This window comes from Streptomyces flavofungini, assembly GCF_014650815.1.
GTDB lineage: Bacteria > Actinomycetota > Actinomycetes > Streptomycetales > Streptomycetaceae > Streptomyces > Streptomyces flavofungini.
Window position 1 is genome coordinate 26678 of record NZ_BMVR01000011.1, and the last position, 14086, is coordinate 40763.

General features: G+C 70.2%; 12 protein-coding genes. 6 read left to right on the top strand and 6 right to left on the bottom strand.

Features of this window, described 5'->3' with window-relative positions; translation table 11 throughout:
* Nucleotides 1-83 precede the first annotated feature (83 nt).
* From IE274_RS26685 to IE274_RS26695, 3 genes are all read left to right on the top strand, one after another.
* Nucleotides 84-1910, top strand: a complete 1827-nt coding sequence (locus IE274_RS26685; protein ID WP_190118447.1) for an acyl-CoA dehydrogenase — start codon at nt 84-86, stop codon at nt 1908-1910.
* A 378-nt stretch (nt 1911-2288) separates the two neighbouring features.
* The gene (locus IE274_RS26690; RefSeq protein WP_190118448.1) at nt 2289-3593 is read left to right on the top strand and encodes a M18 family aminopeptidase; all 1305 of its coding nucleotides are present in this window, start codon (nt 2289-2291) and stop codon (nt 3591-3593) included.
* Nucleotides 3594-3644: 51 nt separating this feature from the next.
* The gene (locus tag IE274_RS26695) at nt 3645-4145 is read left to right on the top strand and encodes an LURP-one-related/scramblase family protein (protein ID WP_190118449.1); all 501 of its coding nucleotides are present in this window, start codon (nt 3645-3647) and stop codon (nt 4143-4145) included.
* 11 nt (nt 4146-4156) lie between these two features.
* Here the strand turns inward: IE274_RS26695 and IE274_RS26700 are convergent, their stop codons facing one another.
* Nucleotides 4157-4945, bottom strand: a complete 789-nt coding sequence (locus tag IE274_RS26700; protein ID WP_190118450.1) for a carbon-nitrogen family hydrolase — start codon at nt 4943-4945, stop codon at nt 4157-4159.
* A 135-nt stretch (nt 4946-5080) separates the two neighbouring features.
* On the opposite strand from IE274_RS26700, the gene IE274_RS26705 reads away from it, so the two are divergent.
* On the top strand, nt 5081-5905 hold the full coding sequence (locus tag IE274_RS26705) for a maleylpyruvate isomerase family mycothiol-dependent enzyme (RefSeq protein WP_190118451.1): 825 nt from the start codon (nt 5081-5083) through the stop codon (nt 5903-5905).
* 79 nt (nt 5906-5984) lie between these two features.
* Here IE274_RS26705 and IE274_RS26710 read toward each other — a convergent pair whose 3' ends face one another.
* Complete coding sequence (locus IE274_RS26710; RefSeq protein WP_190118452.1) at nt 5985-7307, bottom strand: MFS transporter; 1323 nt, start codon at nt 7305-7307, stop codon at nt 5985-5987.
* Nucleotides 7304-7987: a GntR family transcriptional regulator gene (locus IE274_RS26715; RefSeq protein WP_190118453.1), complete on the bottom strand. Its 684-nt coding sequence runs from the start codon at nt 7985-7987 to the stop codon at nt 7304-7306. The genes IE274_RS26710 and IE274_RS26715 overlap by 4 nt, the downstream gene beginning before the upstream one ends.
* Before the next feature lie 393 nt (nt 7988-8380).
* Here IE274_RS26715 and IE274_RS26720 point away from each other — a divergent pair, with 393 nt between their 5' ends.
* Nucleotides 8381-9259, top strand: coding sequence for a D-alanyl-D-alanine carboxypeptidase family protein (locus IE274_RS26720; protein WP_229909832.1), 879 nt, complete (start codon nt 8381-8383; stop codon nt 9257-9259).
* A gap of 92 nt (nt 9260-9351) precedes the next feature.
* On the opposite strand, the gene IE274_RS26725 is transcribed toward IE274_RS26720, so the two are convergent.
* From IE274_RS26725 to pdhA, 3 genes are read right to left on the bottom strand one after another with little or no spacing between them, the layout of a single operon-like run.
* A complete protein-coding gene (locus tag IE274_RS26725; protein WP_190118454.1) occupies nt 9352-10800 on the bottom strand; it encodes a dihydrolipoamide acetyltransferase family protein in 1449 nt (482 codons plus the stop codon).
* A gap of 11 nt (nt 10801-10811) precedes the next feature.
* Nucleotides 10812-11792, bottom strand: coding sequence for an alpha-ketoacid dehydrogenase subunit beta (locus tag IE274_RS26730; RefSeq protein WP_190118455.1), 981 nt, complete (start codon nt 11790-11792; stop codon nt 10812-10814).
* A 2-nt stretch (nt 11793-11794) separates the two neighbouring features.
* A complete protein-coding gene (gene pdhA / locus IE274_RS26735; RefSeq protein ID WP_190118456.1) occupies nt 11795-13036 on the bottom strand; it encodes a pyruvate dehydrogenase (acetyl-transferring) E1 component subunit alpha in 1242 nt (413 codons plus the stop codon).
* Between the two features lie 359 nt (nt 13037-13395).
* Between pdhA and IE274_RS26740 the strand changes: the two genes are divergently transcribed.
* Nucleotides 13396-14055 (top strand): response regulator, encoded by a 660-nt coding sequence (locus tag IE274_RS26740; RefSeq protein WP_307821918.1) that lies wholly within the window; start codon nt 13396-13398, stop codon nt 14053-14055.
* Nucleotides 14056-14086: the final 31 nt, after the last annotated feature.

Consider the following 14086-nt stretch of genomic DNA (forward strand, 5'->3'; position numbering starts at 1 on the left):
GTAGCATCATGGTCAACGACTAGCTACTTACTGGTACGCCTACGAGGATTCCAGCCTCCCAAGCCACTTACGGAGCCGTCGCCATGGGGCACTACAAGTCGAATCTCCGCGACATCGAGTTCAACCTCTTCGAGGTGCTCGGCCGCGACAAGCTGTACGGCAGCGGCCCGTTCGCGGAGATGGACGTCGAGACCGCCAAGAGCATCCTCAGCGAGCTGTGCCGCCTCGCGGAGAACGAGCTCGCCGAGTCCTACGAGGACGCCGACCGCAACCCGCCGGTGTTCGACCCGGAGACCAACACCGCCCCGGTCCCGGCCTCCTTCAAGAAGAGCTACCAGGCCTTCATGGACTCCGAGTACTGGCGCCTCGGCCTGCCCGAGGAGATCGGCGGCACCACCGCGCCCCGCTCCCTCATCTGGGCCTACGCGGAGCTGCTGCTCGGCGCCAACCCGGCAGTCTGGATGTACTCCTCGGGCCCGGCGTTCGCCGGCATCCTCTTCGAGGAGGGCAACGAGGCGCAGAAGAAGATCGCCGAGATCGCCGTGGAGAAGCAGTGGGGATCCACGATGGTCCTCACCGAGCCGGACGCCGGTTCGGACGTGGGCGCGGGCCGCACCAAGGCCGTGCAGCAGGCGGACGGCTCCTGGCACATCGAGGGCGTGAAGCGCTTCATCACGTCCGGTGAGCACGACATGTCGGAGAACATCCTCCACTACGTCCTCGCCCGCCCCGAGGGCCACGGCCCCGGCACCAAGGGCCTGTCCCTCTTCCTCGTGCCGAAGTACGAGTTCGACTGGGAGACCGGCGAGCTGGGCGCCCGCAACGGCGCCTACGCGACCAACGTCGAGCACAAGATGGGCCTGAAGGCGTCCAACACCTGCGAGATGACGTTCGGCGACCAGCACCCCGCCAAGGGCTGGCTGATCGGCGACAAGCACGACGGCATCCGCCAGATGTTCCGCATCATCGAGTTCGCCCGCATGATGGTCGGCACGAAGGCGATCTCGACGCTCTCCACGGGCTACCTGAACGCCCTCGAGTACGCCAAGGAGCGCGTCCAGGGCCCCGACCTCGCCCAGTTCATGGACAAGGCCGCGCCGAAGGTCACGATCACTCACCACCCGGACGTGCGCCGCTCCCTGATGACGCAGAAGGCGTACGCGGAGGGCATGCGCGCCCTCGTCCTGCACACCGCCGCCGTCCAGGACGAGATCGCGGTCAAGGAGGCCAACGAGGAGGACGCCACCGCCCTGCACGCCCTCAACGACCTGCTCCTGCCGATCGTGAAGGGCTACGGCTCGGAGAAGGCCTACGAGCAGCTCGCCCAGTCGCTCCAGACGTTCGGCGGCTCCGGGTACCTGCAGGAGTACCCGATCGAGCAGTACATCCGCGACGCCAAGATCGACACCCTCTACGAGGGCACCACCGCGATCCAGGGCCAGGACTTCTTCTTCCGGAAGATCGTCCGGAACCAGGGTGCCGCGTTGAACGGTCTCGCCGAGGACATCAAGAAGTTCCTCGCCGTCGGCACCGGCGGCGAGGAGCTCGCCGGGGCGCGCGCGGAGCTGGCCAAGGCGGCCGTCGAGCTGGAGGCCATGGTCGGCGTCATGCTGACCGACCTCGCGGCCACGGAGCAGGACGTCAAGGCCATCTACAAGGTCGGCCTCAACACCACCCGCCTCCTGCTCGCCTCCGGCGACGTCGTCGTCGGCTACCTGCTCCTGCGGGGTGCCGCCGTCGCCGCCGAGAAGCTGGAGACCGCCCCGGCGAAGGACCAGCCCTTCTACCAGGGCAAGATCGCCGCAGCCAAGTTCTTCGCCACGAACGTCCTCCCGGACGTGGCCAAGGAGCGCACCCTCGCCGAGTCCGTGACCCTCGACCTCATGGACCTCGACGAGGCGGCCTTCTAACCCCCGCCTCCCCGTGGCCCGCCCCCACCCCGGGGGCGGGCCACGACCATTCCCGACCGGAGCAGCCGCAGCCGCAGCCGCCGACGGTGGGACGGCCTCACAAGCGGCGTCCACCGCGCTGTGGCCTCACAAGCGGCGTCCACCGCGCTGTGGCCTCACAAGGGGCGTCCACCGCGCTGGGCGGCAGAGACGGGCGGGCGGGTGGGAAGAATCCACCCGCGGCGGGGCGGCCGCCGACGGTGGGGAAGCCCCACAGGCGGCGCCCGCTCGGCGTCCCACCAGAAGCGGGTGGGCGAGTGGGAAGGATCCACCGCGGTAGCGGTGGGACCGGAAACCGCCCCCAGCCCCCCGCAGAGTCCCCCTGACTAAGGTGACGCCATGAGCACACGCGCCCGCTTCGACCGCGGCCACACCGACGACCTCCTCACCTTCCTGGCGGCAAGCCCCTCGCCGTACCACGCCGTGGCGAGCGCCGCCGAACGCCTGGAGAAGGCCGGCTTCCGCCAGGTCGGCGAGACCGACGCCTGGGACGGCTCGACCGGCGGCAAGTACGTGCTGCGGGGCGGCGCGATCGTGGCGTGGTTCGTGCCGGAGAACGCCGAGCCGCACACCCCGTACCGCGTCATCGGCGCGCACACCGACTCCCCGAACCTGCGCGTGAAGCCCCTGCCGGACACCGGCGCGCACGGCTGGCGCCAGGTGGCCGTGGAGATCTACGGCGGCCCGCTGCTCAACTCCTGGCTGGACCGCGACCTGGGCCTGGCGGGCCGCCTGTCCCTGCGGGACGGAACGTCACGCCTGGTCAACATCGACCGCGCGCTGCTCCGCGTACCCCAACTGGCCATCCACATGGACCGTTCGGTGCACACGGACGGCCTGAAGCTGGACAAGCAGAAGCACATGCAGCCCATCTGGGGCCTCGGCGACGACGTCCGCGAGGGCGACCTGATCCGCTTCGTCGAGGAGGAGTGCGGGCTCGTCCCCGGCGAGGTGACGGGCTGGGACCTGATGACGCACTCCATCGAGCCGCCCGCGTACCTGGGCCGCGACCGCGACCTGCTCGCGGGCCCCCGCATGGACAACCTGCTTTCGGTGCACGCCTGTACGGCGGCCCTCGCCGCGGCCGCCTCCGCGTCCGACGCGCACGCGCTGCCGTACATCCCCGTACTCGCCGCCTTCGACCACGAGGAGAACGGCTCCCAGTCCGACACGGGCGCCGACGGCCCGCTGCTCGGCACGGTCCTGGAGCGTTCGGTGTTCGCGCGCGGCGGTACGTACGAGGACAAGGCGCGGGCCTTCGCGGGCACCGTCTGCCTGTCGTCCGACACCGGCCACGCCGTCCACCCCAACTACGCCGAGCGGCACGACCCGACGCACCACCCGCGCGCCAACCGCGGCCCGATCCTGAAGGTCAACGTCAACAACCGGTACGCCACGGACGGCGGCGGCCGTGCCGTGTTCGCCGCCGCCTGCGAGAAGGCGGGCGTGCCGTTCCAGGCGTTCGTCTCCAACAACTCGATGCCCTGCGGCACGACGATCGGCCCGATCACGGCGGCGCGGCACGGCATCAAGACGGTCGACATCGGGGTGGCGATCCTGTCGATGCACAGCGCGCGCGAGCTGTGCGGGGCGGACGACCCGCACATGCTGGCGGACGCGCTGCTCGCGTTCCTGGAGGGCTGAACCGGCCGGTCGCCGGGGGGATATCGCCTGTTTCGGGGTACTCATGGGCGCATGAGACTTCTCGTACGCGACCGGCTGTTCGGCATCGGCGACGACTACTGGATCGAGGACGACCAGGGCCGGAAGGTCTTCCTCGTCGACGGCAAGGCGATGCGGCTGCGGGAGACCTTCGAGCTGAAGGACATGCAGGGGCGGGTCCTCGTCGTCATCCGGACGAAGATGCTGGCGCTGCGCGACACGATGCTCATCGAGCGCGGCGGCGAGCCCCTCGCCACGGTCAAGCGCAAGCGCCTGTCCCTCCTGCGCAACCACTACCGCGTCACCCTCGCCGACGGCAGCACCGAACTGGACGTCAGCGGCAAGATCCTCGACCGGGAGTTCGCCGTCGAGTACGACGGCGAACTCCTCGCCGACATCTCGCGCCGCTGGTTCCGCGTCCGCGACACATACGGCGTCCACATCACCCGCGAGGACGCCGACCCCGCCCTGCTCCTGGCCATCACGGTCTGCGTCATCCGCCTGGCGGAGAAGGAACGGGGCGCCACCGACTAGTGGTTCCCCCGCTACGACAGCCTGCGGTCCTTCAGCGCCGGGAACTGCTCCCGGGTCTCGGCCACCTTGGCCAGGTCCAGGTCCACCGTGAGGACCTCCTCCTCGGCCCCGGCCGCCTCGGCCAACACCTCGCCCCAAGGGTCGACCACCACACTGGCCCCCGCCTGCGGCACCCCCGCATGGGTCCCGGCGGTCCCACACGCCAACACGAACACCTGATCCTCCACCGCCCGGGCCCGCGCGAAGAGCGACCAGTGCGCCCGCCGCCGGGCGGGCCACCCCGCGGGCACCACGAACACCTCGGCCCCGAGGTCGACAAGCCCCCGGAAGAGCTCGGGGAAGCGCAGGTCGTAGCAGGTGGCGAGGCCCAGCACGGCCTCGGGCGTACGCGTGGCGACCAGCTCCGTACCCGCGCCCATCAGCACGGCCTCGCCCTTGTCGAAGCCGAACCGGTGGATCTTCCGGTAGGAGGCGGCCAGCTCCCCTTCGGGGGAGAAGACGAGGGAGGTGTTGTAGAGGGCCCCGTCAGCAGCCCGCTCAGGGATGGACCCGGCGTGCAGCCACACCCCGGCCTCCCGCGCGGCCTTCGCCATCACCTCGTACGTGGCCCCCTGCAACGGCTCGGCCTCCGCGCCGAAGGACTCGTAGGCGAACGCCCCCGTGGTCCACAGCTCGGGCAGCACGACCAACCCGGAACGCTCGCGCTCAGCGACCTCGCGCACCAGCGAAGACACGCGCTGCCGACGGGAATTGACTGATTCGTCATCGTCTACGGCGATCTGGAGGAGAGAGGCGCGCACACTACCACCGTCCTGGCATTCGAGCCGTCAAGTAGGCCTACGATCGTCACACGAAAGCACTGCCGGGGTGCCAGCGGGCAGCGTAACTTAGCGTCCCAGACACCCACCGCCCGCGTACGACCGCCGAGGGGTCCCGTGAGTCTCCATCCCAGCCTTCAAAACTACGCCGATGCCTGGACCCATTCCGTGGAAGCGATATCCGAGCTGGTGTCCCCCCTCACCGAGGGAGAGTGGAACCAGCCGACGCCCTGCCCGGCCTGGTCCGTGCGGGACATCGTGTCCCATGTCATCGGCCTCGACTGCGAGATGCTCGGCGACCCGCGCCCGATCCACACCCTGCCCCGTGACCTGTACCACGTACAGACCGAGGGCCAGCGCTACATGGAGATGCAGGTCGACGTCCGCCGGCACCACACGGCGCCCGAGATGACCTCCGAGCTGGAGTACACGATCATCCGCCGCTCCCGGCAGCTGCGGAACGAGTCCCGGGAGCCGTCGACGAAGGTTCGCGGCCAGCTCGGCACGGAGCAGACCCTGGAACTGGCCATGCGGATGCGGGCGTTCGACGTGTGGGTGCACGAGCAGGACCTGCGCACCGCCCTCCGGAAGCCGGGGAACATCGAGTCCCCGGGGGCGTTCGTCGCCCGTGACCTGCTCCTGCAGGGGCTGCCGAAGGTGGTCGCGGAGAAGGCGGGCGCCCCGGCGAACTCGGCGGTGGTCTTCGACGTGAGCGGCCCGGTGGAGTTCCTGCGCACGGTGCGCGTCGACGCGGAGGGCAAGGCGACGGTGGACAGCGCCCCCTCGCTGGGCCCGCTCGCCACCATCGGCATGGACTGGGACACCTACTTCCGGCTGGCCTGCGGGCGGGTGTCGTACGCGGCCGTCAAGGACCGGGTGAAGGTCGAGGGGGACCTGGAGCTCGGGGACGCGATCCTCGGGGAGTTCGCGGTCACGCCCTAGCGCGCCGGCCGGGGTTCCGGGGCGGCCCCGGAACCCGGCGGCGCGGCGGGCCCGCGCGCCGCCCACGGGGGCGTGCGGCTCACACGGGAACGTGCACCGTCTCCACCCGGCTGGCCACGATCCGCTCCCGCTCCCGCCGTGCCGCCCGTGTCCGCAGCCGCAGGATCTGGCTGAGGCCCAGGGCCTCCAGGACGAAGACCGCCGAGAAGGCGATCCGGTAGTTGTCGCCGGTCGCGTCGAGCAGCACACCGACGGCGAACAACGTCGTCATCGAGGCGATGAAACCACCCATGTTGGTGATGCCGGAAGCCGTCCCCTGCCGCTCCGGCGGATTCGCGGGCCGCGCGAAGTCGAAGCCGATCATCGACGCCGGACCGCAGGCGCCGAGCACCACGCACAGCACCACGAGCAGCCACATCGGCGCGTGCTGACCGGGGTAGGCGAGCGTCGCCGCCCAGACGGCCGCCGTCGCCGCCACCGTGCCGAGCGCCAGCGGCAGCCGCGCCGCGTGGTGCCGGGCCACGACCTGCCCGAAGACCAGGCCGATCGCCATGTTGGCCAGGACGATCAGCGTCAGCAGGTCCCCCGCCGCGCCGCGGGAAAGACCCTGCGCCTCGACCAGGAACGGCAGACCCCACAGGAGCAGGAACACCATCGCCGGGAACTGCGTCGTGAAGTGCACCCACAGGCCGAGGCGGGTGCCGGGCTCCCGCCACGACAGCGCGATCTGTTCGCGTACGAAGCCGGGGCCGCCGCCGGGCCGTGCCGCGGGCGGCTCCGGCTCGTGGCCCTCCGGGTGGTCCTTCAGGAACACCGCCATCACCACGAGGACGACGACCCCGGCGAGCGAGCTGCCCGCGAACGCCGTGGTCCAGCCGACCTGGTGCAGGAGGCGGGCGAGCACGAGCGTCGACACCAGGTTGCCCGCCATGCCGACGAGCCCGGCGAGCTGGGCGACCAGCGGGCCGCGTCGGACGGGGAACCAGCGGGTGCCGAGCCGCAGCACGCTGATGAACGTCATCGCGTCGCCGCAGCCGAGCAGCGCGCGCGAGGCCAGCGCCATGCCGTACGTCGGCGAGAGCGCGAAGCCGAGCTGGCCGAGGGTGAACAGGACCACCCCGAGGGTCAGGACCTTCTTCGTGCCGAGCCGGTCGACCATCAGGCCGACGGGTATCTGCATGCCCGCGTACACGAGCAGTTGGAGTATCGAGAACGTCGACAGGGCGGACGCGTTGACGTGGAAGCGGTCGGCGGCGTCCAGGCCCGCGACGCCGAGCGAGGTGCGGAAGATGACGGCGACGAAGTAGACGGAGACGCCGACGGACCACACGAGCACGGCCCGCCGTCCGCCCGGCGGGTCCCCGGGCAGCCGGGCAGCCCCGGCCGTCGCACCGGTGGTCATCGGGCGGCTCCCCGCGCGAGGTTCTGGAACCAGCCGACGTGCCGCGTGACCACGGCCACCGCCGCCTCGGCGTCCTCGGCCGTGAGCGCCGCGAGGATCTCCTCGTGTTCGGCGAGGGTCTTGGCGATGCGGTCGGGGTGGGAGTGCATCACGGCGACGCCCATCCGCAGCTGGCGGTCGCGCAGTTGGTCGTAGAGGCGGGAGAGGATGGCGTTGCCGCCGCCCCGGACGATCTCCGCGTGGAAGCAGCGGTCGGTCGTCGCCGCCGCCGCGAGGTCACCGGCCGCGGCCTGCTCCCGCTGCTGTTCGAGCAGCGCCGTCAGCCGGTCGATGAGTCCGGGCGGCGCGGGCACCACCTTGCGCACCGAGTGCGTCTCGACGAGCAGCCGGGTCTCGACGACGTCCGCGATCTCCTGCGCGGAGACCGGCAGGACGAGGGCGCCCTTCTTCGGGTAGAGCCGCAGCAGCCCCTCGACCTCCAGCTTCAGGAGCGCCTCGCGCACCGGCGTCCGGGAGACGCCGACGGCCTCGGCCAGCTCGCCCTCGGTGAGGAGGGTGCCGCCCTCGTAGCGGCGCTCCAGGACGCCCTGCTTGACGTGCGCGTAGACGCGTTCTGCGGCGGGGGGCTGCTTGAGGGAGGACGGGGGCGAGGCCATGGAGGCGGATGGGGCTGCTGGCATGCGCACAGCATAGATACAACACGTATACACGGGGAGCCCGGTCCACGATCCGGACAGCGACCCGCCTGAACACCTGGCAGTGATCCACCTGCGCTCCGGACAGCGACCCACCTGGGCTCCGGACAGTGATCCAGCCGAGCTCCGGGCAGCGACCCACCCGGGCTCCGGACGGCGATCCACCCGGGCTCCTGCCAGTGATCCATCAGACTCGACTTGGCCGCATCTTTACCCGTTTGGCACGCATCCGTTCCGGCCTCTCGTCCGTCATCTCTGTGACGGCTGCCCCATCTCGCCTGCACCACAAGGAGATTCGGGACATAAGCCGCCAACTACCTCTCATCAAGCAGGGACAACGGAGCGTTCACCTTGAGAATCCGCACCCCGGGCGTGCGCGTGCGTCGTATAAGCGCAGCCGCCGCAGTCACCGCCGGAGCCGTCCTCACCACGGGCATCGCCGTGGCTCCCGCGCAGGCCGCCGCGCCGCCCAAGCCGTCGATCGCCGCCAAGGGCGGCTTCCTGATGAACAACGGCTCGGGCAAGGAACTGTTCAACAAGGCCGCGGACACGCGCCGCGCCACCGGCTCGACGACGAAGATAATGACCGCCCGGGTGGTCCTCGGCCAGCGGAACCTCAACCTGGACTCGAAGGTCACGATCCAGAAGGCGTACAGCGACTACATCGTCCGCAACAACGCCTCGCACGCCCGCCTCATCGTGGGCGACAAGGTGACGGTCCGCCAGCTCCTCTACGGGCTGATGCTGCCGTCCGGCTGCGACGCCGCGTACGCCCTCGCGGACAAGTACGGCAAGGGCTCGTCCCGCGCCGCGCGCGTGAAGTCCTTCATCGGCCAGATGAACAAGACGGCCAAGGACCTGAAGCTGAAGAACACGCACTTCGACTCGTTCGACGGCATCAGCAACGGCGCCAACTACTCGACGCCGCGCGACCTGACGAAGCTCGCGAGCAACTCGATGAAGTACGCGCAGTTCCGCACGATCGTGAAGACCAAGACGTACACGGCGAAGACGAAGACCAAGACCGGCGGCACCCGCACCATGGCGCCCTGGAAGAACACCAACGCCCTCCTCGGCTCCTACCGCGGCGCGATCGGCGTGAAGACCGGCTCCGGCCCCCAGGCCAAGTACTGCCTGGTCTTCGCGGCGACCCGCAACGGCAAGACCGTCATCGGCACGGTGCTCACCTCCACGTCCTCGGCGGCGCGCATCAAGGACGCGAAGAAGATCATGGACTACGGCTTCAAGGTCGCGTAGCGAGCTGCGGCCGTTGAGTACGACGGTCGCTGAGTACGAGGACGGGGCCCACCGCACATCGCGGTGGGCCCCGTCTTCCGTACCGGCGGGCGCTACGCCCAGGTCATCAGCCGCTTCGGCTGTTCCAGGATCGCCGCCACGTCGCCGAGCACCTTCGAACCCAGCTCCCCGTCCACCAGGCGGTGGTCGAAGGAGAGGGCGAGGGTGGTCACCTGACGGGGCTTCACCTTGCCCTTGTGGACCCAGGGCTGGAGCTTGATCGCACCGACCGCGAGGATCGCGGACTCGCCCGGGTTCAGGATGGGCGTGCCCGTGTCGATGCCGAAGACACCGATGTTCGTGATCGTGACCGTGCCGCCCTGCATGGCGCCGGGCGACGTCTTGCCCTCGCGGGCCGTGGTCACCAACTCGCCCAGGGAAGCAGCCAGCTCGGGCAGGGTCTTGGCGTGCGCGTCCTTGATGTTCGGCACGATCAGACCGCGCGGGGTGGCCGCGGCGATGCCCAGGTTCACATAGTGCTTCTGGACGATCTCCTGGTTCGCCTCGTCCCAGGCCGCGTTCACGTCCGGGTTGCGGCGGATCGCGAGGAGCAGCGCCTTGGAGATCAGCAGCAGCGGGTTGACCCGCAGCCCCTCGAAGGCACGATCCTGCTTGAGCTCCTCGACCAGCTTCATCGTGCGCGTCACGTCCACCGTCACGAACTCCGTGACGTGCGGTGCCGTGAAGGCCGAGCCGACCATCGCCTGCGCGGTGGCCTTGCGGACGCCCTTGACCGGGATGCGGGTCTCGCGGGCGTCACCCGCCGCCACGGGGGCGGCGGCCGGGGCGGGCGCCGCCGGGGCCACGACGGGCGCGGACTGCGGCGCCGGGGCGGCCACCGCGGCGTGCACGTCCTCGCGGGTGATGATCCCGTCGGGGCCGGTCGGCGTGATGGTGGCCAGGTCGACGCCCAGGTCCTTGGCGAGCTTGCGGACCGGGGGCTTGGCGAGGGGGCGGGCGCCGGTGGTGGCCGGGGCCTGGGCGGCCGCGGGGGCCGGGGCCTGCGGCGCCGGGGCGTGGCCGTTCAGCTCGCCCTGCACCGCCGCCGCGTAGTACGTCCCGGCGGGCGGCTCGTCCCCCTGGCCCGGCACGGGCTTGCGGGCGCGCCGCTTGGTGGAGGACTCGGCGACGCCGTACCCGACGAGGACCGGCTGGCGGCCCTTGGGTGCCTCGGGCTCCTCCGGCTCGGCAGCCGGAGCGGGCGCGGGCGCGGCCTCGGGGGCGGGCTCGGCGCCACCGGCCGGGCCCACCGTGATGATCACCTGGCCGACGTCCACCGTCGTGCCCTCGGGGAAGCGCAACTCCCGCACCGTCCCGTCGAAGGGGATGGGCAGCTCGACGGCGGCCTTGGCCGTCTCCACCTCGCACACGACCTGGCCGTCGGTGACGGTGTCACCCGGCGCGACGTACCACTTGAGGATCTCGGCCTCGGTGAGTCCTTCGCCCACGTCGGGCATCTTGAACTCGCGGACGGCCGAAGCGGTGTCAGTCATTGTCGTCACGACCCTCTTCCTCAGTACGCCAGCGAGCGGTCGACGGCGTCGAGCACCCGGTCGAGGCCCGGCAGGTAGTCCTCTTCGACCCGAGCGGGCGGATACGGGGCGTGGAAGCCGCCGACGCGCAGCACCGGCGCCTCCAGGTGGTAGAAGCACCGCTCGGTGATGCGGGCGGCGATCTCGGCGCCCGAGCCGAAGAACGTCGGCGCCTCGTGCACCACGATCAGCCGGCCGGTCTTCTCGACCGAGGCCTGCACCGCGTCGAAGTCGATCGGCGAGATCGTGCGCAGGTCGACGACCTCCAGGGACTTGCCCTCCTCGGCGGCCGCCGCGGCGGCCTCCAGGCAGGTCTTCACCATGGGGCCGTACGCCACCAGGGTCGCGTCCGTGCCTTCGCGGGCCGTGCGGGCCTTGTGCAGCGGGTCGGGGATGGCGTCGGTGTTGACCTCGCCCTTGTCCCAGTACCGCCGCTTGGGCTCGAAGTAGATCACCGGGTCGTCGCTCTGGATGGCCTGCTGCAGCATCCAGTAGGCGTCGGACGAGTTCGAGGGCGAGACCACCTTCAGGCCCGCGACGTGCGCGAACAGCGACTCCGGGGACTCGCTGTGGTGCTCGACGGCGCCGATGCCGCCGCCGTACGGAATGCGGATGACGACGGGCACCTTGATCTTGCCGAGCGCACGGGCGTGCATCTTGGCGAGCTGCGTGACGATCTGGTCGTACGCGGGGAAGACGAAGCCGTCGAACTGGATCTCCACCACCGGGCGGTACCCGCGCAGGGCGAGGCCGATGGCCGTGCCGACGATGCCGGACTCGGCGAGCGGGGTGTCGATGACCCGGTCCTCGCCGAAGTCCTTCTGCAGGCCGTCGGTCACCCGGAAGACGCCGCCGAGCTTGCCGACGTCCTCGCCCATGACGAGGACCTTCGGGTCGGTGTCGAGCGCCCGGCGAAGGGACTCGTTGATCGCCTTGGCGATCGGGAGTTTCTTTACAGCCATGGCTACTTGACCTCCCCGCCGGTGGCGGCGTTCACGGGTGCGTCCGCGAACGACGCCTGGTAGGCGGCGAACTGGGCGCGCTCCTCGTCCACGAGCGCGTGCCCGTCGGCGTAGATGTTGTCGAAGATCGACATCGGCTCGGGGTCGGGCATGTTCCGCACGACGTCCCGCACTCGCTTGCCCAACGTCTCGCTCTCGGCCTCGAGTTCCGCGAAGAATCCCTCATCCGCGTGACCTTCGGCTGTCAGGTACGCCCGCAGCCGCAGGATCGGGTCCTTGGCCTCCCACGCCGCGCGCTCCTCGTCGCGCCGGTAGCGCGTCGGGTCGTCGGAGGTGGTGTGGGCGCCCATGCGGTACGTGAACGCCTCGATCAGCGCCGGTCCCGCACCGCCCCGCGCCCGCTCCAGGGCCCACTTGGTGACCGCGAGACAGGCGAGCACGTCGTTGCCGTCCACGCGGACGCCGGGGAAGCCGTAGCCCTGCGCGCGCTGGTACAGCGGCACCCGGCTCTGCTTCTCGGTCGGCTCGGAGATCGCCCACTGGTTGTTCTGGCAGAAGAACACCACGGGGGCGTTGTAGACGGCGGCGAACGTGAACGCCTCGGCCACGTCGCCCTGGCTGGTGGCGCCGTCACCGAAGTACGCCACGACCGCGCCGTCGGCGCCGTCCTTGGCCATGCCCATCGCATAGCCCGTGGCGTGCAGCGTCTGCGAGCCGATGACGATCGTGTACAGCTGGAAGCCGTTGGTGTTGGGGTCCCAGCCGCCGTTGTTCACGCCGCGGAACATGCCGAGCAGCAGCGTCGGGTCGACGCCCTTGCACCAGGCGACGCCGTGCTCGCGGTAGGTGGGGAAGACATAGTCGTCCGCGCGGGTGGCGCGGCCCGATCCGACCTGCGCGGCCTCCTGGCCGAGCAGCGACGGCCACAGGCCCAGCTCGCCCTGCCGCTGCAGGGTGACGGCCTCGGCGTCGAAGCGGCGGGCGATGACCATGTCCCGGTACAGGGCGCGGAGGTCCTCCGGCGTGATGTCGGCGACATAGCGGTCGTACTCGGAGTTCTCGACCCGCTCGCCCTCGGGCGTCAGCAGCTGTACGAGCTCCGGCTCGCCGCCCTGGGCGGCGTCCCTGCCCTGCGCGGCGCCCTGCTTGGCGCTCGCGGCCTTCTTGGCGCTCGCACTGGCGCGCTTACCGCCGCCGCTGCTTGCGCGGCGCGGTGTGCGCGCGGCGGTGCTTTCCACGGTCACGTGTGCTCCTCCGTCGGTCCGGCCCCCGGGATCCACCGGGAGGCCAGTGCGGCTCGCCCGATTCCAGCCCGTCGCACGGGGTGGGTGCGGCTCAGCCGGGACAAGGCGTGACAGTTGCTCCGGCGAGCGCCCTTCTCCAAGCACGTTACCCAGTGCGTCCCAAAACTGTGAAACCCCGTCTGACCTGCAATTTTGCTTGGATTTCCAAGTAAATTCCGCTAGGAAATCCAAGTAAATCGAGAAGAACGGAAACACAGCCTGGTCACAGCACTGATCACAGCCTGGCAGGGGGCCGGAACACCGGCACGTTATCCCGGGCACCCCGGGCACGGGAAGAGTCGATGTGTGACACTGGCAGGGTGCGCGAAGAAGGAAAAATCACTGTATTCCTGCTTGACGATCACGAAGTCGTGCGGCGCGGAGTCCACGAACTGCTCTCCGTGGAGTCCGACATCGAGGTGGTCGGCGAGGCCGGCACGGCGGCGGACGCACTGGTGCGGATTCCGGCCACGCGGCCTGATGTAGCAGTTCTTGACGTGCGGCTTCCGGACGGCAGCGGCGTCGAGGTGTGCCGTGAGATCCGTTCCCAGAGCGACGACATCAAATGCCTGATGCTCACGTCGTTCGCCGACGACGAGGCCCTCTTCGACGCCATCATGGCCGGCGCTTCCGGCTATGTGCTCAAAGCCATTCGCGGCAATGAACTGCTCTCCGCGGTGCGCGATGTCGCCGCCGGAAAGTCCCTGCTCGACCCGGTCGCCACGGCCCGCGTCCTGGAGCGGCTGCGCGACGGCAAGAACCCCAAGGGCGACGACCGGCTCGCGAACCTCACCGAACAGGAACGCAAGATTCTGGATCTGATCGGCGAGGGGATGACCAACCGCGCCATCGGCGAGCGGCTGCACCTCGCCGAAAAGACGATCAAGAATTACGTCTCCAGCCTGCTGTCCAAGCTCGGCATGGAGCGCAGGTCGCAGGCGGCGGCGTACGTGGCCCGGATGCAGGCCGAGCGGCGCTGAGTGCCCCATCGGGCCGCACTCCGTGCCCGTA

Coding starts and splice junctions, on each gene's coding strand:
- IE274_RS26685 (WP_190118447.1), top strand. CDS start 84: ATGGGGCACTACAAGTCGAATCTCCGCGACATCGAGTTCAACCTCTTC.
- IE274_RS26690 (WP_190118448.1), top strand. CDS start 2,289: ATGAGCACACGCGCCCGCTTCGACCGCGGCCACACCGACGACCTCCTC.
- IE274_RS26715 (WP_190118453.1), bottom strand. CDS start 7,987: ATGCCAGCAGCCCCATCCGCCTCCATGGCCTCGCCCCCGTCCTCCCTC.
- IE274_RS26695 (WP_190118449.1), top strand. CDS start 3,645: ATGAGACTTCTCGTACGCGACCGGCTGTTCGGCATCGGCGACGACTAC.
- IE274_RS26710 (WP_190118452.1), bottom strand. CDS start 7,307: ATGACCACCGGTGCGACGGCCGGGGCTGCCCGGCTGCCCGGGGACCCG.
- IE274_RS26730 (WP_190118455.1), bottom strand. CDS start 11,792: ATGGCTGTAAAGAAACTCCCGATCGCCAAGGCGATCAACGAGTCCCTT.